The sequence below is a fragment of the Streptomyces sp. CBMA29 genome (genome assembly GCF_014596445.1).
Lineage (GTDB): Bacteria > Actinomycetota > Actinomycetes > Streptomycetales > Streptomycetaceae > Actinacidiphila.
Genome location: NZ_MECL01000259.1, coordinates 15,481 through 34,657 on the forward strand (window position 1 = coordinate 15,481; position 19,177 = coordinate 34,657).

Here is a 19,177-nt window from a genome sequence, read left to right on the forward strand (position 1 = left end):
CAGTATACGCCGAGCCCATCCCCCGGACCCCTCGGGTGTAATCCATCCCACTCCGGGGCACGCGCGTGGCCGTCCCCTTCGCGCCCCCGCCGCGCCCCCTCTGCGCGCCGGCTCAGCGCCGGTCAACACAGCTCAGCGCCGCTCAGTGTTCGGGGCAGAGCGTGTAGCGCAGCGTGAGATTGAGGGCGCGGCCCTGGTCGTCGGTGAGGGGGTGGGTGTCGGTGCCGAAGCGTTCCGCGGCGAGGTGGTCGACGTTCCGCGCGCCGCCGTCGAGAGCGCCGCACTGGTCGCGGCCGGTGCGCACCGCCTTGTCGGGGTCGTCGGCCAGCGTCGGTTCGACGGCCTTGAGCCCGGCCAGGAATCCCGAGCGCGTGGCCTCGTCGGGCTCCGGCGGCAGATCGGCCGCCGCGTCGACGCCGCTGGTGCCGCCGGAGGGCGCGGTGCCGTCCGACGGCGCGGTGCCGCCGGAGGGCGCGGTGCCGCCGGACGCTGTCGAGGACGGGCCCGTCCGGTCCGAGCCCTCCTTGCTGTCGCCGCCGGAGGAGCAGGCGGTCAGGCCGGTCAGTGCGAGCAGTGCGGCGGCGGCCATACCGGCGGCGGCGATTCGGGTACCCATCGCCCCAGCGTGCCGGACCGCCCACCGGCCGTGGCCGCCTGTGACGGCCCTGTGACCGGACCAGAACCGGACGCGCACGGCGGCGACCCGACAGAGCGGGCACCGAGGCCAGGGCGGGTGAGCCGCGCGGACACGGGGCTCGTTGGCCAGGTTTTTACGTTTCGCCGGGGCGGCGTTCCGGATCATGGCCGCCCCCGCCTCGCGAGCCAGATCCGGACCTGCGGGGGCCCGCGTGAGGTGGCGGCGCCGTGCCGTGCTCCGCTTGCCGGGCCGGAGGGCAACGCCGGGTGGCCCGGGGGCGGTCGCGGTCTTGTCGGCCGCCGGGGCCCGGCCTAGCGTCGGGGCCTCATCCACTCGTCACGCGTTCGGTACGCCGGCCACGGAGGCCGTCGTGCCGCGTGACGGGGTGCGCAGCCGAGGAGCGTGGCCGTCATGCCCGCCGAACACGTCACGCACAGCGCCGGAACCGGACCCGGCCGCCGGGGGCTGCTGCGCGCGGGCGCGGGCCTCACGGCCGCCGGGGCGCTCGGCGCGGCCGGAGTCCTCGCGTCCGCGGGACCGGCCGCCGCCGACCTGCCGGTCACCGCGCCCTTCTCGCTGAAGGGCGGCGGGGACCAGGTGTTCTGGCGCAAGAAGCTGCACGAGACGTCCTGGGCCATGCAGTCCTTCGCCTACGACAACGTCAACGGCCACATCTACTTCGCCCAGCACCGCCCGGGGGACAACGCCAACACCGCGGACAACGGCATCCACCTCGGCGACATCTGGATCGTCCGCACCGACCTGACCGGCAACGTGCTCGGCACCATGGCACTGCACCAGTTCGGCCACGGCTCCTCGATGGCCGTCGAACCCACCGGCACCGGTTCCGCGCCGTACCTGTGGATCGAGGGCGACAACTACAACGTCGCCAAGGGGGCGTACGAGGACAGCGGCTACCGGCTCACCCGCTTCCGCTACACCGAGGGCATCACCCTCACCTACGGCAACCCGTCGGTGATCCCGATCCAGGACCGTACGCCTACCGTCAACAGCTACGCGGGCCTGCCCCGCCCCGCGATCGACCCCGTCAACAACATGCTGCTGGTCCGCTACGCCACCCAGTCCACCTCGCCCAACCCCTGGCGGCTGGTGGTCTTCACGCTCTCGGACGCGGCGGCCGGACGGCTCTCCGAGGACGACCGGAAGGCCGAACGAGCGCTGCCCACCAACGTCCAACTGAAGATCCCGGAGGACGCCGCCTTCCAGGGCGTCACCCTCTACGGCGAGTACGCCTACCTCCTCTACGGCAAGCCGGGCGGCCCCTCCTACCTCGCCGCCGTCAGCATGAACGACACCGGGGGCCAGCACGGCGAGGTCTTCCACACCACCGCAGGGAAGACGATCCCGGGCCGCGAGCCGCAGGGCTGCGCGATCTCGGTGGCCGACGGCCAGCCCCGCCTGACCTTCGGCTTCTCCGGCAAGACCGGCACCACGACCGACCCCAGCTTCGACGCGAGCCTCTTCTACAAGAACACCTTCGCCTGAGGCCGCCCGCAGCCGCACCGCCATCCCGACACCCGGCCGCGCGAACAGTTCCAGTCACACCCCAGGGCCAATCCGCCGGCTACGGCACCACCGGCTGTCCACTCCAAGGGGACCTTGCGGATGAACGTACCGCCCACCCTGCGGTCCGCAGGGTGGGCCCGGACGCTGGCTGATCCGGTTATCCGGGCCTACCCTGCGGAATTCGGTGGTAACAGGGCTCTGCGGTGATGGAACTAGCTGCGATCCGACGACCATCCCGGTCGAGCGTGGTCGATGGATATGACTTGCCCCGATCATCCGGTCGCTCCCCCCTCCCCCCTCCCCCCCAAGCCTCGCCAGAAGTCTGTTCTGGCAGAGATTTCCATTGCCGGGCGGGCAGCCCGGATGTGGTGAAGGCCGTGCCGTGCTACGCGCTCGAGCGGGCGGGGCGGGCAGCGGTTGCCGGTGCGAGGGTGGTGGTTCGCCATCCGTACCAACCGCGGCACAGCACGTAGGCGAGGCCGGTCGCGATCACGAGGACGAGGTCGATCGGCCACGTCGCTTTCGCATCGGGTGTGTCGCCTGCTGCGATGGCGAACACGGTGATCGCGATCTTGTGGGCGAACACGAGTTCCCATGGGCCGCGCTGTGTGCGCGGTGACACCATGAGCATGGCGAACAGGCCGACGAACACGAGGTAGGCGAACGTCCGCCAGGCTTCCGACATCAGGCGTTCGGGTGCCACGGTGGTCATGATCGAGATCCCGTTGGCGAACGCGACGAGGGTGGCGATCCCACAGAGGGCCAGCAGCCCGCGTCCGATCCGGTCTGCCGTGGTCGTGGGTCCGTCGGTGGTGGCGTGAACGTCGGCTTGGCGCGTCATGGCGGGTTTTCCTCTCAACGATTTTCGGTGGGTGTCATGCGAAAGCCGTGGTCGCGCGACACTCGTCTGCGCGGTCGGCTTGGTGGTGGCGTGGACCCGGAAGCCGGGTGCCCGGATGACCCAGGTGGTGAATATCGACCACGGGTCGTGAGCGGCTGTTCGCTGGTCGAAGTCGGGCGCCGACTGGTGCGCGGCGGGCGTGGGTGACGCCTGGGCGAACGCGGCGGTTGCGGCGGCCGTGGGGGCCAAGCGGTGATCACCGTGGGATGGCCGGCCGGGCGGGGAGCGGCGTGTACGGGTGGATTCGACCTTCATGACAACCTCCGGCGTCACTTTGTTAGATGCACTCAGGTTTGTTAGAACTTCTAACACCATGCAGGAGGCGCGAGGGCGCGTCAAGGGCTCGGGCGGCATTTCTGTTAGATGCCATCACGACAGCGATGGGTTTTCACCACAGCGTGTGGGCGACGCGGAAAAGCGGCCAACCACGGCAGGGACCCGTACGTCACCTCGCGAGCCGTACCGCGAACAGGTGCGCGAGGAGGCGAAGAGCAGGTGCGCGAGGAGGCGAAGAGACTGGCCTGGGAGCAGATCGCCACGGCGGGGGCGTCGGCGCTGTCGGTCAATGCGATCGCCAAGCGCTGCTCGCCCTCGTCATCCGCGTACGCGACCTCGAAGCGTTCCACCAAGGCCGGGGCACCCCAGCCATAAGACCGACTTTCGGCACTGCGGCACTCTCCCGAGCAGCCTCCGGGCGTCGACCACAACCCCGCAACCGACCCCGCGGAATAGGTCAGAACCCCGCAAGGTGCACGCGGAACGGACACCTGCGCCCCGCCAGCCCTCCGGCTCCGCAAGACCCGCAGACCCGCAGACGCGCGGACGCGCGGACCCGCAGACCCGCAGACCCGCAAGCCGAGGGCTTGGGCCGCTGACCAGGGCCCTCCGCCAGCTAATGGAATTCACCGATGCCCGACGCCACGGTCTTCGACCAGGCCACCGCGGTGATCGAGAAAGTCAGGGCCCAGCCCATCGACGCGCTGGAGGCCCTCGCGCTCCAACGCCCCGTAAGGGACCCGCTGCTGCGCTCGGCGATGCATATCCGCCAGGCGCTCGTAGTGTCGTCCAAAGCGGTCGTCGTGCATCAGGATCGCCTGCACGCCATGCGCGCCAGCCTTCTACGACCTGGAACGGATCACCCGGTCGACGGCGGATCTGCGCGTCGTCCCGGCTGAGAGCCAGGCCCGCCCGCAGGCGATCGGCCACATCATCGACGCCGCGAAGCCGCCACGCCTCCGGACCGGCCTCCGGGAATCCGCCTTGCCAAGGCCGCTGTCGCCGGCTCCGTGCAGTCAGGACGCGCCCCGGGCCCGGTCACCCGGGCAGGCCGCCATCCCGGCCGCTACCGGACCGGTGGTGGCCGCCGACCGGTCCCGCCGGTGATTCCGGATTACGACTCAGAGACGTCGATGAAATGACCTTGTCCAGGCACAGGCGCCGAAAAGAAGTGGGACATCTCAGTCCGCGACGGCAGGTGGAGCGCCCACGGTCGTCGTGTACTGCGGCTTTCTGCCGCCCAGGCCGAGAGCCGAGTCCTGCTGGCGATCATCTATCACCTCGGCGCCCAGGAGGAGCACTACCCGACGATCACGCCCCAGCGGTCCGCCTGGCCGCCACACCGCGATGTCGATCCGCACCGTCCGAAACACGACGCCCCTTGAAGGACTTGCCCATGCCCACCGAACGCCCCGCATCGTGGACCCCCGCCTACCCTGCGCTGCTTCGGCTCCTCGATGCCGTCATCGAGGCCGCCGGCACCGCCCCGCGCCCCACTGCGGACCTCACCTCGCTGCGCCGGGTCCGCCGCGACCTCGTCCTGATGGGCCAGGGGCACCAGCCCTACCCCGACAGCCCGCTCGGATGGAGTCCGCACGCCGCCTTCCGGCTCATCCGCCAGGTCATCACCGCCGCTCCGCTCGGACACCCCGCCGTAGGCACCGTGCTCCGGCTCGCCGCGGACGTCGCCGACCAGAACGCGGCGGCCCGCGCCGCCGCTTCCGTGAAGGAGGGCTGAGGCTGAGTCGGTCGTGTCGTCGCGGTGGGTGCCCCCGAAGCGGGCGCCGATCGCGCGGGCCAGCTCCTCCAGCGTCATCTCCACGCGCCGCCCGTCCGCGGCCCGGCCCTCCGCCACCTCCGCCTCGGGGTCCGCCGGGGCGGGGAGGTCCACGGCCCACTGGCCGTCGTCGACCATCACGATGTCGCCGACCGTCCACGGCCGCCCGCCGCTGCGGATCTTGCGCTCCAGCCCGGCCCCGTCCCCGTGTCTGCCGCCCCGCTCCGCCATGCGGTTCCCCTCTGGCCTCGTACGGCCGTGCGCCGCAGCCCAGTTACGACAACCGGCCGCCCCGGTCCGTTCCCGGGCAGCCGGTTCTTCGGCCTCCGGGCCCAGTCCGCCCACGGCAGACACGATCCCGCCGGAAAGGACTACGTACCTCGGCACACCGGACGTCAACGTACGGGTGTCGGGAAAAACCACAAGTCAACGAGGGGACAGTCCCCGTTTTGAACACCACCGAAGGCAACCTCGCCACGCAACGCCCCTCCCTGGCCAGCGACGGCAGCGCGGAGCCGGTGCTCAGCCTGCTCAGCGAGCGCGGCTGAGCGCTGGTGGACACCCCGGAGGCCAACGTGCACTGCACCAGCCCGGCACCGTCCGGGCCACCCCCGCCGAAGCCGACGCAGAGCCTTGGGTGCAGGAGTTCGGCATTGGCGTTCCCAGCCGGGCCGTCGCCGCCTTCCTCGAAGCACTGACCGGCCACGTCGACCGCTGACCCACCGGCGCTCCGGCCACGGCCGGACCGCGCCTGCCAACTGCCGCCCGCACGAAGGAATCGCCTTTGCTCTCACACGCCACACACCGGTTCTCCGGTCCCGCCATCACCGCCTTCGGCCTCGCCCTGACGGCCACCACCCCGGCGCACACCACCGGGTTCGTACCCAGCCTGGTCATCACCGTCAGCGGCCTGGATGCACACCTGGGACTACGCCTACGAGCAGTCCCTCACCCGCGACACCGACATCGTCGCCCTCCTCGCAGCCCGGCCGAGCGGAGCCCACTTCGCCGACATCAGCCACGCGATGGGTGGCCGCCCCCTCCACACCGCCAGGTCACTGTTCCGTCTCCTCCACAAGGGCCTGGTGACGGTGGCCGACGAGAGCGCGCCGATCGCGGAGCGCCTGTTCCTGCTGGCCGCCTGAACCTCGTTCGCCACCGGTCAGGCCCCGCGCCGGGCCGACCGGTCCTCGACCGAGAGGACCTCCGTGGCCTTCCATACCCCGCTGACCAACCACCACGCCGACCGCACGCCGTGCCCGGCCGAGCACAAGCACACCAGCTCCGGCAAACCGCTCCACCCCACCACTTCGTCCCCGCCTGTATCCAGCTTCCCGGAGGTTCCCGTGCCCCAAGACCTGACCGTCGGCTACCTGCTCCAGCAGCTCCAGGACCTCAGCCCCAACCTGCAGATCCGACTCGCCGTCAACCCCGACTGGCCGTACGCCCACTTCCTCGGCACCAGCCTCGTCATCAGCGACGGCGTCGTGTTCATCGCCGAGGACGGCCAGGAAGGCTACCTCCCGCCCGGAATCCGCGACGCCCTCGCCTGGGCCTGAACCCGCTATCCCCACCCGATCCCACGCTTCCACCACGCTGCCGCTGCACACGCTCGCCTTCCAGCCGATGCCCACCGGCACCGGCGGCGCGCTCGTCCGCCGCATCTCCGGCCTCCCCGGCGGACCCCTCGACGTGATCTGGCTCCCAACACCCGCCACCCGACTCCCCCTCGGCCGCATCCGCCTGCTCTGGGAACCCGCCCCGCACGCAGGCTGGACCGTCCACGCCCACCTCGGCCTGGCCACCACCGAGGTGCTCCTCGCCCCACTGGCCGCCGCCCCCGACCACTGGCCCAACCTGATCCGCCCCACCCTCTACGAGGTCACCGGCCTCTGCCACGCCCTCGCCTACGCCACCACCGTCCTAGACTTGTCCAAACCAACTCGCCGAAGCCCGACTCCGCGACCGCGACTGCAGAAATATTTCTCCTGCTGAACCTTTCCGGACTCTCGCAGGTCAGTCGGGCCTGCCGATCCGGGAACATAGGCGCGGTTACGACATATCCGAAAGTCATTACCCCTCATCCCACTCCGGGGCATCCCGCAGGGTGGTTGACCTCAATGAAGAACCGGCACAAAATGCATCACTTACCCGGCTTGCTGAGAGCAGCGAGGCCATAGGTAAACGAACTGACGCCGAGAACTATGGCTCCCAGGATTCCCGAGTCATGAACCCACCCCAGAAGACGACTCACCCCGGCGACCAATACTCCCAGAATTAGGCAGCAAACTGACCGCACAAGCGGATGACGGATGCACATGGGATACTTTCTTTCAAATTATGCAGCCAGATCCCATGGCGATGGGATCTGACCACAGGTGTCAGATATCTGGAAGAATCTCCCTAGAATCGCCGGGTAAGTCAGGCGTCCACTCTTAGCCTAGAGACAGAATCCCTTAAGAGGTCCTAACAAAGGCTTTGCGCGAGTTGAGGGTTGAGGGTTGACCATGCAGGCGGCTTCAGTGGCCGATGTCGCATGCTTCGTAGCTTTTCAACCCAACCGTCAGTAGGGGCGGCACGAGTGTGTGCATGTACCAGCTCAGGTCGGTGAAGTCGACCGAATCAGGTAGACGCCGCCGGTTGATGGTCGGGGTGAAGCTGCAGCTCATGCGGCCGGGGTAGAACAGAAGCAGACCGCCGGTGTTCGCTTCCGCGTGGTAGATGCAGACGGCCACGTGGTGGTGCGAGTTCTCGGGTGCGTCCAGGATGGCCAAGACATCCTGCGTGTGGTCGCGGGTGGTGGACTGCCAGTCGTACAGGTCGTCGTCGTTCACCATGTACGAGAGTGGCTCCTCAAGCGCCCATCCTGCGGCGGCCAGGGCTCTGATGGAGGTGCGGACCATGAGCTCGCGGGCGAAAGTGAAGTCGATGTCTGCGGTCCGAGACGACACGGATGGCTCCTGGTGAAGGTTCGACGGCACCGCATGGTTGCCGAGGATGTACCGAGCTGTCGATCGAATTGAGGATCAAGAGCCTGAGCAGAGGCGTTGGACGTGTCTGTGGGTGATGAGGCAGGTGGCGAGGCCGAGGAAGGCTTCGTGGATGTCGTCTCGTCGTTCCCAGCGGATGCGGAGGCGTCGGAAGCCGTGCAGCCAGGCGATGGTGCGCTCGACGACCCAGCGGTGGATGCCGAGGCCGGAGCCGTGAGGGGCGCCTCGGCGGGCAATGACCGGTTTGATGCCATGAGCCCAGACAAGCCGGCGGTACTTGTCGTGGTCGTAGCCCCGGTCGGCCAGCAACATGTCCGGTCGTCTCCTCGGCCGGCCGACCAGGCCCGCAACGGACGGAATCTTCGCGAGCAGGGGCATCAGCTGTGTCACGTCGTTGCGGTTTCCGCCGGTCAGCGACACTGCAAGCGGGATGCCCTGCCCGTCGACGAGGACGTGGTGTTTGCTGCCCGGCCGACCGCAGTCTCGTCAGCAGGACGGCATGGAGACGGTCCCACACGACGGCCTCGTTCCACGCGGCAAGGCGCCGCCAGCACGTCATGCCCGAGCCGAAGCCGAGCTCTTGGGGCAGGTACTCCCACTGGATGCCGGTGTGGAGTACGAACAGGATCCCGCACAGAGCCTGCCGGTCGGGCACCCGCGGCCGGCCCGCCACCAGCTTTGGCGCCGGGACCGGCAACAACGGCTCGATCAGCGACCACAATTCGTCCGAGACGATCCACGGCCGGGAGTTCCTCTTCGCCACGAACGGACCAACGAGCGTCCAAGCCGACAGTCACATGATCAACGACTTCTGTTAGGACCTCTAAGGGGGTCGATGGTGCTATTCTGCACGAATCACGCGAAGCCAGCACCGCAGGTAAGAAAATGTAGCCGAAGCACCCAACAAAGCTTGCAGTACGATCACAATTATAGAAGGTTCGCTCACATGTGTCACTTCGAGGCCAAAGAGAGTCCAGTAGATAACCCAGATGAGCGTCCCGACAAAAAGAACGCGCTTTGATGTTTTGACGCCGGGGTTTATCAACTGCTCCCGAATGGGACGGTCTTCCACTCAAGCATCCTTTCCGCGCCAGAGACATGGGGCTGTGCGTCCACGATCCCTGGACGCACAGCTCCGTTGTTTTAACGACTACCTGAAAAATCCTTGACGGCTACGGGACCAGTAAGGAGTTGATCTTGAATTACGCGCCGGGCGGAAGACTCCTTGCGACTTTTTCTCCAATATTCCAGAATAGTCCACAGCAGTCGCGAAGGCGCCAAATTCGTATCCGAATATATGACCCACGCCACTCAGCCCGTACCACGCGCTCGTTCTCTATGAAGACAAGCAGGGGTGGGTCTTGCACCGAGATCGTAGTGAGCGATCCTCATCACCGGAAGCCGCTCTGGGCAATCCATGCGCGCTTTGCCCGTATTGAGAATATTTACTGGATCTTGGATCCCGGGCGACTGCCGTTTCGATAGATCTGTTGACCATCTGCGCTGACTAGCGAATCTGGGGTGACTCCGCAGCCACGCATGGACTGCCCTTCGGGTGGCAAAGATGTGTACGCCTCGGCCACGAATAACCCAGCATATTAGGTGCGGATGTCACGTTGCTGTAGGTCTTTGAGGACGCTGGCCACGGTGGCGAAGTCGTTGTCCACGTGGAGCACGGTGTGGCCGTGGTGGACCGCAGTTGCGCAGACCAGTAGGTCGATCGGGCCTGCGGAGCGGTGCTGGCTGCGCTGGGTGAGTTTGTACTGTGCAGTGTCCACCCAACGCCATGCGTTCTTCGGCACCGCCGAGAGTGGACACAACGCGTCCAGTTCCTCGGCCAGTTCGTCTCGGTGGGACGGGCTGGTGGCCGAGAACAGGAACTCGGTGCGCGTGGGTTCACAGACGCGGAACACTCCGGCTGCGATGTGGCCCTCCCAGGGTCGCAGCTCCCCCGGGGTGCGGAACAGATGCCACAGAGCCGAGGTGTCGAGGAGATACGAGATCACTGGAAGGCCGCCCGCCGGGCATGCTTGACGGCGTCATGGGCGGCGGCGGCCTGATCGAACTCGCCCTGTGCCCCACGCGCGGCTAGCTTCTCAGCGGCCTCCAGTCGCTTGACTCGGTCCACGTAGTCCCGCAGGGCCGCGTTGACCGTCTCCTTCTTCGTTGTGACGCCCATCAGTCGCATGGCCTCCGCCAGTGCCTCGTCGTCGAGATCAATCTGGGTGACCGACACAACCATCGTCTCCTTAATGTTGATGTATGTATCTACGATACATCACCAACATTACCCCTCGGAAGGCGGCAAGTTTTCTGTGGGCAACGGGGATGGGGTCCGGTGGTTCGCGGCGGGGCCGTCGGCCGGCAGGGTGATCGACGGCAGAGGCAGCCAGGGGGCGTGGCCCTGATGAGCTAGTTGCGGTCTGCCTCGTTCGAGCCATATTTCTGGGCCATTCGGCCATGTCCGACTAGGTCGGATATCAACGTCCCCAACGTATCCCCATGATCATGGAATCATGATCCAACTGGGCTGTGAGGATCCCCGGGCTGGCCGCTCTGCCAGCAAAGATGCTGACCAGAAGGCCCTAGCTCCACCAATGCAGGGTGGGGCGGGTGGGACTCGAACCCACGACCGACGGATTATGAGTCCGCTGCTCTAACCGGCTGAGCTACCGCCCCGTACGGTGCGCCTCGCGCGCCGTCTGCCGCAGCATAGCTGCTCATACGATCTGTCGCCCTCGCGGGTCACAGACGCGTCATTGGGTGGACTCGCGGGGGCGGGGAGTTGGTTCCCGGGGACATGAAAAAGGACCCCAACGGGGTCCTGATCCGGCGCTCCCCCGACTGGACTCGAACCAGTAACCTGCCGGTTAACAGCCGGCTGCTCTGCCAATTGAGCTACAGGGGACCGAGCTCCCCCGACTGGACTCGAACCAGTAACCTGCCGGTTAACAGCCGGCTGCTCTGCCAATTGAGCTACAGGGGATCGCTCTGCGTGCGGCGAATGCACTCGTCAGGGTGTCCCCGGACGGCGCGCGTTCGCTGCGACACATACATTAGCGCAAGTGAGGGGGTGCTCCGCCAACCAGTTGCGCCAGGGTTGTCACCCGGGTGCACAGGGTAGGCGCGCAGCACACGGCACCTCGGCCCGACTTGTCCAGTGCCTCCCATGCCTGACGTGTCCGACGGAGAGAGGGTGGAGCCCATGCGCTACCGGCTGACGTTCATCAGTGGAGCCGTCGTCGGCTATGTGTTCGGCGCGCGCGCCGGGCGCGAGCGGTACGAGCAGTTGCGCAAGAGCGCGCAGCGCGTCGCGCAGAACCCGGCGGTGCGCAACGCGGCGGAGAGCGCCGCGCAGACCGGCAGGAGCGCCGCGGTGAAGGCCGCGGACACGGTGACGGCGAAGGTCGGCGACCGGCTGCCGGAGTCGGTGACCGAGCGGGTGAAGGCACTGCGCGACCGCAGCGCGCCGCCCGAGGACGACTGGGGCACCTCCAACACCTGACGGGCGCGGGTGGAAAGACGTCCGGAAACGTCCCGGCCCCTACCGCGGCCCCTACCCCGGCCCGTACCCGGCCCCTACCCCGCCCGCTTCTCGAACACCTGACGCAACCTGATGCACAGCTGTCACCCCGCGTCCGCCCCTCGTGCGGCATCATCTCGTCCATGGGGAAAGTCGCGGGCATAGACAGCTCCACCACCGGTACGACCGTCGTCGTGTGCGACAGCGAGACCGGGGCGGTACTCAGGCAGGGCCATGCGCCGCACCCTCTGGACGACGGCGAGAAGCCGACCGAGATCGACCCGCAGGCGTGGCTGCTGTCGCTGGGCGAGGCGGCCAAGGACGGCGTCCTCGAAGGGGTGCAGGCGATAGGCATCTCCGGGCAGCAGCACGGGCTGCTGGCCCTGGACGCGGGCGGGGTGACCGTACGCCCGGCGCTGCTGCGCGGTGACAAGCGGGCGCAGGCGCAGGCCGTGGACCTCACCGACGAGCTGGGCGGGGCCGCCGGGTGGGCCGAGGCGGTCGGCTCGGTGCCGCAGGCCGCGTATCCGGTGGCCAAGCTGCGCTGGATCGCGCAGCACGAACCGCAGACGGCCAAGCGCATAGCCCAGGTGCTGCTCCCGCACGACTGGCTGGTGTGGCAGTTGCTGGGGCGGCCCGCGCGCCGTACGACCGACCGCGGCGACGCCTCGGGCACCGGCTACTGGTCGGCGGCCACCGGCGAGTACCGCACGGATCTGGTCGAGCGGGCGCTCGGCCACCAGGTGGCGCTCCCCGACGTGCTGGCCCCCGCGGAACCCGCGGGACAGACCCCCGAGGGCCTGCTGATCTCCGCGGGCACCGGCGACAACATGGCCGCCGCGCTGGGCCTCGGTCTCGGCCCCGGCGACGCGGTGGTCTCCCTGGGCGCGGCGGGCACCGTCTTCGCCGTGCACCACGAGGCGCTGAAGGACCCGACGGGTACGGTCACCGCCTTCGCCGACGCGACCGGCCGCCATCTGCCGGTGGTGCAGGTGCGCAACGCGGTCCGTACGCTGCGCGGCACCGCCGATCTGCTGGGCACCGACCTGGCCGGGCTGTCCGAGCTCGCGCTCCAGTCGACGCCCGGCGCGTACGGGCTGGTGCTGCTGCCGTATCTGGAGGGCGAGCGGACGCCCGATCTGCCGCACACCGCGGGGACGCTGGCCGGGCTGCGGCGCGACTCGATGAAGCCGGAGCACCTGGCGCGGGCCGCCTTCGAGGGCATGCTGTGCGGGCTGACGGACGCGCTGGACGTGCTGCGCAACAAGGGCGTCGAGGTGCGCCGGGTGTTCCTGCTGGGCGCGGCGGGCGAGCTGCCCGCGGTGCGGGCCATCGCGCCCGCGCTGTTCGGCACGCAGGTCGTCGTGCCGCCGGCCGCCGAGTACGCGGCGCTGGGCGCGGCGCGGCAGGCCGCCTGGTCGCTGGGCGTGGTCCTCGGCTCGCAGTCGCAGACCGAGCCGCCGCCGTGGGCCGAGGCGGCCACCCAACTGCTGGAGCCGGGCGACGACTCCGCCGTGGGGTCAGCGGTGCGTCAGCAGTACGTCGCGGTGCGCGAGCAGACTCACCCGGGGGCTTTTGCGTCGCTTTGATCCCATGCGGCTTCATCCCGTGCGGCTTCATCCCGTGCGGCTTAGTCCCATGCAGCTTCATCCCGTGCGGCTTAGTCCCATGCGGCTTCATCCCGCGCGACTTAATCCCGCGCGACTTAATCCCGTGCGGCCCGGCGGTGTCGGAAGATAAGATTCTCCGCCGATCAAGACGGGCAAAGGGCGGGCAAAGCTCGGCGGGCCGGGGCAACGTCCCCTCCCCCGCGCCGCGTCTCCGTACGCGCCTTCCGCCGCCTGCGTACGTCCCGCCGGGGACGCGGCGCCCGTACCGCCGACACCGAGGTTTCAGTGTGCTGATCAGACTCCTGCGGGCCCACCTGGGCCCGTACAAGCGACCCATCGGTCTCTTGGTACTGCTCCAACTCGTCCAGACCATAGCCACCCTCTACCTGCCCACGCTCAACGCCGACATCATCGACAACGGAGTGGTGAAGGGCGACACCGGCTACATCGTGGAGCTGGGCGGCGTCATGATCGGGGTGACCGTCGTCCAGGTCTGCTGCGCGATCGGCGCGGTCTTCTTCGGCGCCCGGACCTCGATGGCGGTCGGCCGTGACATCCGCGCGTCGGTCTTCGACCGGGTGCAGAGCTTCTCGGCCCGCGAGGTCGGGCAGTTCGGGGCGCCGTCGCTCATCACCCGCACCACCAATGACGTGCAGCAGGTGCAGATGCTGGTGCTGCTGACGTTCACGCTGATGGTGTCCGCGCCGATCATGTGCGTCGGCGGCATCATCATGGCGCTCGGCCAGGACGTGCCGCTGTCGTCGCTGCTGCTGGCCGTGGTGCCGCTGCTGGGCATCGTGATCAGCCTGATCATCCGCAGGATGCGCCCGCTGTTCCGCACGATGCAGACCCGCGTCGACACCGTGAACCGGGTGCTGCGCGAGCAGATCACCGGCATCCGCGTGATCCGCGCCTTCGTCAAGGACGACTACGAGCAGCGCCGCTTCGCCGAGGCCAACGACAGTCTGACCGATGTGTCGCTGGCCACCGGAAAGCTGATGGCGCTGATGTTCCCGCTGGTGATGGGCGTGGTGAACATCTCCAGCGTCGCCGTGCTGTGGTTCGGCGCGCACCGCATCGACAGCGGCGGGATGCAGATCGGCGCCCTGACGGCGTTCCTGAGCTATCTGATGCAGATCCTGATGTCGGTCATGATGGCCACCTTCATGTTCATGATGGTGCCGCGCGCCGAGGTCTGCGCCGAGCGCATCGAGGAGGTGCTGGGCACCGAGTCCAGCGTCGTACCGCCACTAGCGCCCGTCACGGCCCTGCGCCGCCACGGCGACCTGGAGCTGACCGACGTCGAATTCGCCTACCCCGGCGCCGAGGCGGCCGTCCTGCGCGGTGTCAGCCTGGTCGCCAGGCCCGGCGAGGTGACCGCGATCATCGGCTCCACCGGCAGCGGCAAGTCGACGCTGCTCGGCCTGATCCCGCGGCTGTACGACGCGACGGGCGGCCGGGTGCTGGTCGACGGCGAGGACGTCGCGGAACTGGCCCCCGCGCTGCTGGCCGAGACCGTCGGCCTCGTACCGCAGAAGCCGTACCTGTTCTCCGGCACCGTCGCGTCCAACCTGCGGTACGGCAAACCGGACGCCACCGACGAGGAACTGTGGCACGCGCTGGAGGTGGCGCAGGCCAAGGACTTCGTGGAGCGACTCGACGGCGGGCTCGACGCGCCCGTCGCGCAGGGCGGCAGCAACGTCTCCGGCGGGCAGCGGCAGCGCCTGGCCATCGCGCGGGTCCTGGTCCGCAAGCCGGAGATCTACCTCTTCGACGACTCCTTCTCGGCGCTGGACTACGCGACGGACGCGGCGCTGCGCCGCGCGCTGCTGCGTGAGACCGCCGCCGCGACCGTGCTGATCGTCGCCCAGCGGGTGTCCACCATCCGTGACGCGGACCGGATCGTCGTCCTGGACGAGGGCCGGGTCGTCGGCACCGGCACGCACACCGAGCTGATGTCCGGCAACGAGACCTACCGGGAGATCGTCCTGTCCCAGCTCACGGAAGCCGAGGCCGCCTGATGAGCGACGACGAGCACAAGCCCGCCGCCGCGCAGCGCCCGCCGCGGCCGATGGGCGGGCCCGCGCGCTTCATGAGCGGCGGCCCGGTCGAGAAGCCGATGGACTTCGGCGGGTCGCTGAAGCGGCTGCTGGGTCTGATGCGTCCCGACCGTTTCCTGCTCTGGCTGGTGCTGGTGCTCGGCACGGCGAGCGTCGCGCTCGCGGTGACCGGGCCGCGCATCCTCGGCCACGCCACCGACCTGATCTTCGCCGGGGTGATCGGACGGCGGTTCCACGGCGGCACCAAGCAGCAGGCGCTCGACACGCTGCGCGCGCACGGTGACGGCCGGGTCGCCGACATGCTCAAGGGCATCGGCTTCACGCCGGGCCAGGGCATGGACTTCGACGCCATCGGCAAGGTGCTGCTGGTGGTCCTCGCGGTGTACGTGGCCGCGTCCGTCTTCAGCGTCTTCCAGATGCGGACCGCGACCAAGGTGATCAACCGGGCGATGTTCCGGATGCGCTCCGACGTCGAGGACAAGCTGGCGAAACTGCCGCTGTCGTACTTCGACCGGCAGCCGCGCGGCGAGGTGCTGAGCCGGGCCACCAACGACATCGACAACATCGGCCAGACGATGCAGCAGACCATGGGCCAGTTGGTGAACTCGCTGCTGACCATCGTGGGCGTGCTGGCCATGATGTTCTGGATCTCCTGGCTGCTGGCGCTGATCGCGCTGGTCACCGTGCCGGTGACGCTATTGGTGGCCACGCGGGTCGGCAAGCGCGCGCAGCCGCAGTTCATCCAGCAGTGGAAGACCACCGGCAAGCTCAACGCGCACATCGAGGAGATGTACACCGGCCACTCGCTGGTGAAGGTCTTCGGGCGCGCGCAGGAGTCGGCGGCGGCCTTCGAGGAGCAGAACGAGGCGCTGTACCGCTCGGGCTTCAAGGCGCAGTTCATCTCCGGCACGATCCAGCCGATGATGATGTTCATCGGCAATCTGAACTACGTGCTGGTGGCCGTCGTCGGTGGCCTGCGGGTCGCGTCGGGCGCGCTGTCCATCGGTGACGTCCAGGCGTTCGTGCAGTACTCGCGGCAGTTCAGCCAGCCGCTGACGCAGGTGGCGAGCATGTCGAACCTGATCCAGTCCGGCATCGCGTCGGCCGAACGGGTCTTCGAACTGCTCGACGCCGAGGAGCAGTCGGCGGAGCCGGCGACGCGGGGCGCCCGGGTGCCGGTGCGGGGCCGGGTCGCGCTGGAGGACGTGAGCTTCCGCTACGACCCGGACAAGCCGCTGATCGACCGTCTGTCGCTGACGGTGGAGCCGGGTCACACGGTCGCGATCGTCGGCCCGACCGGCGCGGGCAAGACCACGCTGGTCAATCTGCTGATGCGGTTCTACGAGGTGTCCGGCGGCCGGATCACCCTGGACGGCACCGATGTGGCCACGCTCTCCCGCGAGGAGCTGCGCTCCTCGATCGGCATGGTCCTCCAGGACACCTGGCTGTTCGGCGGCACGATCGCGGAGAACATCGGCTACGGCAGCGAGGGGGCGAGCGCCGAGCAGATCGAGGAGGCGGCGCGCGCCGCGCACGCGGACCGCTTCATCCGCACGCTGCCCGAGGGCTACGACACGGTGATCGACGACGAGGGCGCGGGGGTCAGCGCGGGTGAGAAACAACTCATCACCATCGCGCGGGCGTTCCTGTCCGATCCGACGATCCTGGTACTGGACGAGGCGACCAGCTCCGTCGACACCCGTACCGAGGTGCTGATCCAGCGGGCGATGGCCAAACTCAGCCACGGCCGTACCAGCTTCGTCATCGCGCACCGGCTGTCCACGATCCGCGACGCCGACGTCATCTTGGTGATGGAGTCCGGCGCGATCGTCGAACAGGGCACGCACGACGAGCTGTTGGCGTCCGAGGGAGCGTACGCGCGGCTGTACGCGGCGCAGTTCGCGCAGGCCGTGGCGGAGGTCGACTGAGACCACGGGTCTCGGGAACCAGCGGATACGGCGGCGCGGGGCGTTGGTAGCCTGTGCCGCCGTGTCTCGGGAAGGGCAGAAGCAATGAGCAGCGCGACCAGCGCACCGTCGGGAACGGGTACGGGTACGGGTACGGGCCCGGGTGCAGGCGACGGGCCGAGGCAGGGACGACCGGGCGGTTCCGACCCGGTGCGCTGCCCCGCGCGGCGCGAGACCTCGACGCTGGCCCGGCGCAGCGCGCGGGTGCCGATCTGGTATCTGCGGGTGATCGGCGTCGTCGATCTGCTGTCCGCCGTCTCCCTGACGATCCGTCAGGAGATGTCGAACCACAACACCGGTGAGCTGTTCACCCCGTTCATGCTCTTCGCGGGCTTCGGCTCGGCCGCCGCGACGCTCTTCATGGCCATGATGCTGGCCCGCCACAAGCGCGTGGCGTGGATCGTCTTCATGGCGCTGTGCGGCGGCTACGCGGCCCTGTCGGTGTGGGCGCTGTGCTACGACGACCTGCGGCGGCACCCGTTCAACTGGGTGTCCACCGCGCTCACTTTGACCGTGCTGTGCTTCGGCGCGCTCGGCCGCCGCGAATTCCACGGCAAGGGCGACCGCACCAACCCGCAGCTCGCGCTCGCCGTCCTCGGCGTCGGCGCGCTGCTGTCGGTCCTGGTCGGCACCACCCTGGTCACGGCCGTCGGCCCGGAGCGCGCCAGCGTCGGCGACCGCGTCTGGTACGTGGCGCTGCGGCTGACGACGCTGAGCCGCGACTCCGACATCGAGCCGAATCTGCACATCAGCCCGTGGGTCAGCAGCGGTCTCAACCTGGCGGGCCTGGGCCTGCTGCTCGCCGTGCTCTACGCGCTCTTCCGCTCCCCGCGCGGCCGGGACCTCCAGAGCCGCGACGACGAGGACCGGCTGCGCGAACTGCTCGCCCGGCACGGCGCCCGCGACTCGCTCGGCTACTTCGCGCTGCGCCGCGACAAGTCCGTCATCTTCTCGCCCAGCGGCAAGGCCGCCGTCGCCTACCGCGTGGTCGGCGGTGTGGCCCTGGCCTCCGGCGACCCGATCGGCGACGTCGAGGCATGGCCCGGCGCCATCGACGCCTGGCTGGTGGAGACCCGCGACCACGCCTGGATCCCCGCCGTGATGGGCGCCAGCGAGGAGGGCGGCACGGTCTACGCCCGGCACGGACTGGACGCGCTGGAGCTGGGCGACGAAGCCATCGTCGAGACCGACGAGTTCACCCTGGACGGCCGGGCGATGCGCGGCGTGCGGCAGGCTTACAACCGGGTGCGGCGCGCCGGTTACACCACCCGTATCCGGCGGCACCGCGACATCCCGGCCGACGAGACGGCCGCGCTGATCGAGGCGGCGGACCGCTGGCGGGACGGCGCCACCGAGCGCGGCTTCTCTATGGCGCTCGGCAGGCTCGGCGACCCGGCCGACGGCGACTGCGTGATGATCGAATGCCTCGACGGCGAGGGCGAGTTGAAAGCGCTGCTCAGCTTCGTGCCGTGGGGCCCGAAGGGGCTGTCGCTGGACCTGATGCGGCGCGACCGGGACAGCGAGAACGGCCTGGTCGAGTTCATGGTCCTCGACTTGATCGAACGCGCCGCCGACGTCGGCGTGGAGCGGGTGTCGCTCAACTTCGCGATGTTCCGGTCGGTGTTCGAGGACGGCGCCCGGCTGGGCGCGGGTCCGGTGCTGCGGCTGTGGCGCTCGGCCCTGATGTTCTTCTCCCGCTGGTGGCAACTGGAATCGCTGTACCGCGCGAACGCCAAGTACCGGCCCATCTGGGAGCCGCGCTTCCTGCTCTTCGCCAAGAGCGCGCATCTGCCGCGGATCGGGCTGGCGAGCGCGCGCGCCGAGGGCTTCGTGGTGGCGCCGAGGCCGCTGGCGCGGCTGCGCAGGGACGGCTAGCGCTCTCCGCGCGCGGGTTCTCGGGTTTCCCTCT

At 68.9% G+C, this 19,177-nt stretch carries 18 protein-coding genes, 3 tRNA genes and 2 pseudogenes; 13 read left to right on the forward strand and 10 right to left on the reverse strand.

Annotation, left to right across the window (positions count from 1 at the left end; translation table 11 throughout):
• Positions 1-142: 142 nt before the first annotated feature.
• Positions 143-616 (reverse strand): hypothetical protein, encoded by a 474-nt coding sequence (locus tag BGM09_RS34950; RefSeq protein WP_188285775.1) that lies wholly within the window; start codon positions 614-616, stop codon positions 143-145.
• Between the two features lie 432 nt (positions 617-1,048).
• Here BGM09_RS34950 and BGM09_RS34955 point away from each other — a divergent pair, with 432 nt between their 5' ends.
• Positions 1,049-2,143: a hypothetical protein gene (locus BGM09_RS34955; RefSeq protein WP_223188032.1), complete on the forward strand. Its 1,095-nt coding sequence runs from the start codon at positions 1,049-1,051 to the stop codon at positions 2,141-2,143.
• A gap of 406 nt (positions 2,144-2,549) precedes the next feature.
• Here the strand turns inward: BGM09_RS34955 and BGM09_RS38320 are convergent, their stop codons facing one another.
• A complete protein-coding gene (locus tag BGM09_RS38320; RefSeq protein WP_223188033.1) occupies positions 2,550-3,320 on the reverse strand; it encodes a hypothetical protein in 771 nt (256 codons plus the stop codon).
• A gap of 240 nt (positions 3,321-3,560) precedes the next feature.
• Between BGM09_RS38320 and BGM09_RS38325 the strand changes: the two are divergent.
• From BGM09_RS38325 to BGM09_RS34985, 6 genes and pseudogenes are all read left to right on the forward strand, one after another.
• Positions 3,561-3,668: pseudogene (locus tag BGM09_RS38325) on the forward strand (TetR/AcrR family transcriptional regulator); the annotation flags it as partial.
• A gap of 305 nt (positions 3,669-3,973) precedes the next feature.
• Positions 3,974-4,240 carry a hypothetical protein gene (locus tag BGM09_RS38330; RefSeq protein ID WP_223188034.1) on the forward strand — a complete coding sequence of 89 codons (267 nt, stop codon included), beginning with the start codon at positions 3,974-3,976 and terminating at the stop codon, positions 4,238-4,240.
• Between the two features lie 497 nt (positions 4,241-4,737).
• A complete protein-coding gene (locus BGM09_RS34970; RefSeq protein ID WP_188285776.1) occupies positions 4,738-5,079 on the forward strand; it encodes a hypothetical protein in 342 nt (113 codons plus the stop codon).
• 953 nt (positions 5,080-6,032) lie between these two features.
• A complete protein-coding gene (locus tag BGM09_RS34975; RefSeq protein ID WP_188285777.1) occupies positions 6,033-6,263 on the forward strand; it encodes a hypothetical protein in 231 nt (76 codons plus the stop codon).
• 63 nt (positions 6,264-6,326) lie between these two features.
• Positions 6,327-6,677, forward strand: a complete 351-nt coding sequence (locus tag BGM09_RS39070; RefSeq protein WP_317453015.1) for a hypothetical protein — start codon at positions 6,327-6,329, stop codon at positions 6,675-6,677.
• Positions 6,678-6,744: 67 nt separating this feature from the next.
• Complete coding sequence (locus tag BGM09_RS34985) at positions 6,745-7,113, forward strand: esterase (RefSeq protein WP_188285778.1); 369 nt, start codon at positions 6,745-6,747, stop codon at positions 7,111-7,113.
• Positions 7,114-7,637: 524 nt separating this feature from the next.
• Here BGM09_RS34985 and BGM09_RS34990 read toward each other — a convergent pair.
• Both BGM09_RS34990 and BGM09_RS34995 read right to left on the reverse strand, forming a co-directional pair.
• Complete coding sequence (locus BGM09_RS34990; RefSeq protein ID WP_188285779.1) at positions 7,638-8,069, reverse strand: hypothetical protein; 432 nt, start codon at positions 8,067-8,069, stop codon at positions 7,638-7,640.
• Positions 8,070-8,144: 75 nt separating this feature from the next.
• Positions 8,145-8,817, reverse strand: a pseudogene (locus BGM09_RS34995) (IS5 family transposase).
• Between BGM09_RS34995 and BGM09_RS38335 the strand changes: the two are divergent.
• Positions 8,711-8,926, forward strand: a complete 216-nt coding sequence (locus BGM09_RS38335; RefSeq protein ID WP_223188041.1) for a hypothetical protein — start codon at positions 8,711-8,713, stop codon at positions 8,924-8,926. The pseudogene BGM09_RS34995 and the gene BGM09_RS38335 overlap by 107 nt on opposite strands.
• Positions 8,927-8,949: 23 nt before the next feature.
• On the opposite strand, the gene BGM09_RS35000 is transcribed toward BGM09_RS38335, so the two are convergent.
• The 6 genes from BGM09_RS35000 to BGM09_RS35025 all read right to left on the reverse strand — a co-directional run bounded on the left by BGM09_RS35000 (position 8,950) and on the right by BGM09_RS35025 (position 11,094).
• Complete coding sequence (locus BGM09_RS35000) at positions 8,950-9,180, reverse strand: hypothetical protein (protein WP_188285780.1); 231 nt, start codon at positions 9,178-9,180, stop codon at positions 8,950-8,952.
• 526 nt (positions 9,181-9,706) lie between these two features.
• On the reverse strand, positions 9,707-10,114 hold the full coding sequence (locus tag BGM09_RS35005) for a PIN domain nuclease (RefSeq protein ID WP_188285781.1): 408 nt from the start codon (positions 10,112-10,114) through the stop codon (positions 9,707-9,709).
• Positions 10,111-10,344, reverse strand: a complete 234-nt coding sequence (locus BGM09_RS35010; protein WP_188285782.1) for a type II toxin-antitoxin system VapB family antitoxin — start codon at positions 10,342-10,344, stop codon at positions 10,111-10,113. The genes BGM09_RS35005 and BGM09_RS35010 overlap by 4 nt, the downstream gene beginning before the upstream one ends.
• Before the next feature lie 369 nt (positions 10,345-10,713).
• Positions 10,714-10,787 (reverse strand) — tRNA-Ile (locus BGM09_RS35015).
• 156 nt (positions 10,788-10,943) lie between these two features.
• Positions 10,944-11,016: transfer RNA gene (locus tag BGM09_RS35020), tRNA-Asn, on the reverse strand.
• Positions 11,017-11,021: 5 nt separating this feature from the next.
• A tRNA-Asn gene (locus tag BGM09_RS35025) sits at positions 11,022-11,094 on the reverse strand.
• Between the two features lie 219 nt (positions 11,095-11,313).
• On the opposite strand from BGM09_RS35025, the gene BGM09_RS35030 reads away from it, so the two are divergent.
• From BGM09_RS35030 to BGM09_RS35050, 5 genes are all read left to right on the forward strand, one after another.
• Positions 11,314-11,613 (forward strand): YtxH domain-containing protein, encoded by a 300-nt coding sequence (locus tag BGM09_RS35030; RefSeq protein WP_188285794.1) that lies wholly within the window; start codon positions 11,314-11,316, stop codon positions 11,611-11,613.
• A 161-nt stretch (positions 11,614-11,774) separates the two neighbouring features.
• Complete coding sequence (locus tag BGM09_RS35035; protein WP_188285783.1) at positions 11,775-13,220, forward strand: FGGY family carbohydrate kinase; 1,446 nt, start codon at positions 11,775-11,777, stop codon at positions 13,218-13,220.
• Between the two features lie 308 nt (positions 13,221-13,528).
• The gene (locus BGM09_RS35040) at positions 13,529-15,262 is read left to right on the forward strand and encodes an ABC transporter ATP-binding protein (protein WP_188285784.1); all 1,734 of its coding nucleotides are present in this window, start codon (positions 13,529-13,531) and stop codon (positions 15,260-15,262) included.
• Positions 15,263-15,312: 50 nt separating this feature from the next.
• Positions 15,313-17,229: an ABC transporter ATP-binding protein gene (locus BGM09_RS35045; RefSeq protein ID WP_188285795.1), complete on the forward strand. Its 1,917-nt coding sequence runs from the start codon at positions 15,313-15,315 to the stop codon at positions 17,227-17,229.
• A gap of 84 nt (positions 17,230-17,313) precedes the next feature.
• Positions 17,314-19,143, forward strand: coding sequence for a phosphatidylglycerol lysyltransferase domain-containing protein (locus BGM09_RS35050; RefSeq protein ID WP_188285785.1), 1,830 nt, complete (start codon positions 17,314-17,316; stop codon positions 19,141-19,143).
• Positions 19,144-19,177: the final 34 nt, after the last annotated feature.

What these genes read in the sequence shown, in the direction of transcription:
- BGM09_RS34950 (WP_188285775.1), bottom strand. Translation starts at nt 616, where the DNA reads ATGGGTACCCGAATCGCCGCCGCCGGTATGGCCGCCGCCGCACTGCTC.
- BGM09_RS34955 (WP_223188032.1), top strand. Translation starts at nt 1,049, where the DNA reads ATGCCCGCCGAACACGTCACGCACAGCGCCGGAACCGGACCCGGCCGC.
- BGM09_RS38320 (WP_223188033.1), bottom strand. Translation starts at nt 3,320, where the DNA reads ATGAAGGTCGAATCCACCCGTACACGCCGCTCCCCGCCCGGCCGGCCA.
- BGM09_RS38330 (WP_223188034.1), top strand. Translation starts at nt 3,974, where the DNA reads ATGCCCGACGCCACGGTCTTCGACCAGGCCACCGCGGTGATCGAGAAA.
- BGM09_RS34970 (WP_188285776.1), top strand. Translation starts at nt 4,738, where the DNA reads ATGCCCACCGAACGCCCCGCATCGTGGACCCCCGCCTACCCTGCGCTG.
- BGM09_RS34975 (WP_188285777.1), top strand. Translation starts at nt 6,033, where the DNA reads ATGCACACCTGGGACTACGCCTACGAGCAGTCCCTCACCCGCGACACC.
- BGM09_RS34985 (WP_188285778.1), top strand. Translation starts at nt 6,745, where the DNA reads ATGCCCACCGGCACCGGCGGCGCGCTCGTCCGCCGCATCTCCGGCCTC.
- BGM09_RS38335 (WP_223188041.1), top strand. Translation starts at nt 8,711, where the DNA reads ATGCCGGTGTGGAGTACGAACAGGATCCCGCACAGAGCCTGCCGGTCG.
- BGM09_RS35030 (WP_188285794.1), top strand. Translation starts at nt 11,314, where the DNA reads ATGCGCTACCGGCTGACGTTCATCAGTGGAGCCGTCGTCGGCTATGTG.
- BGM09_RS35035 (WP_188285783.1), top strand. Translation starts at nt 11,775, where the DNA reads ATGGGGAAAGTCGCGGGCATAGACAGCTCCACCACCGGTACGACCGTC.
- BGM09_RS35045 (WP_188285795.1), top strand. Translation starts at nt 15,313, where the DNA reads ATGGGCGGGCCCGCGCGCTTCATGAGCGGCGGCCCGGTCGAGAAGCCG.
- BGM09_RS35050 (WP_188285785.1), top strand. Translation starts at nt 17,314, where the DNA reads ATGAGCAGCGCGACCAGCGCACCGTCGGGAACGGGTACGGGTACGGGT.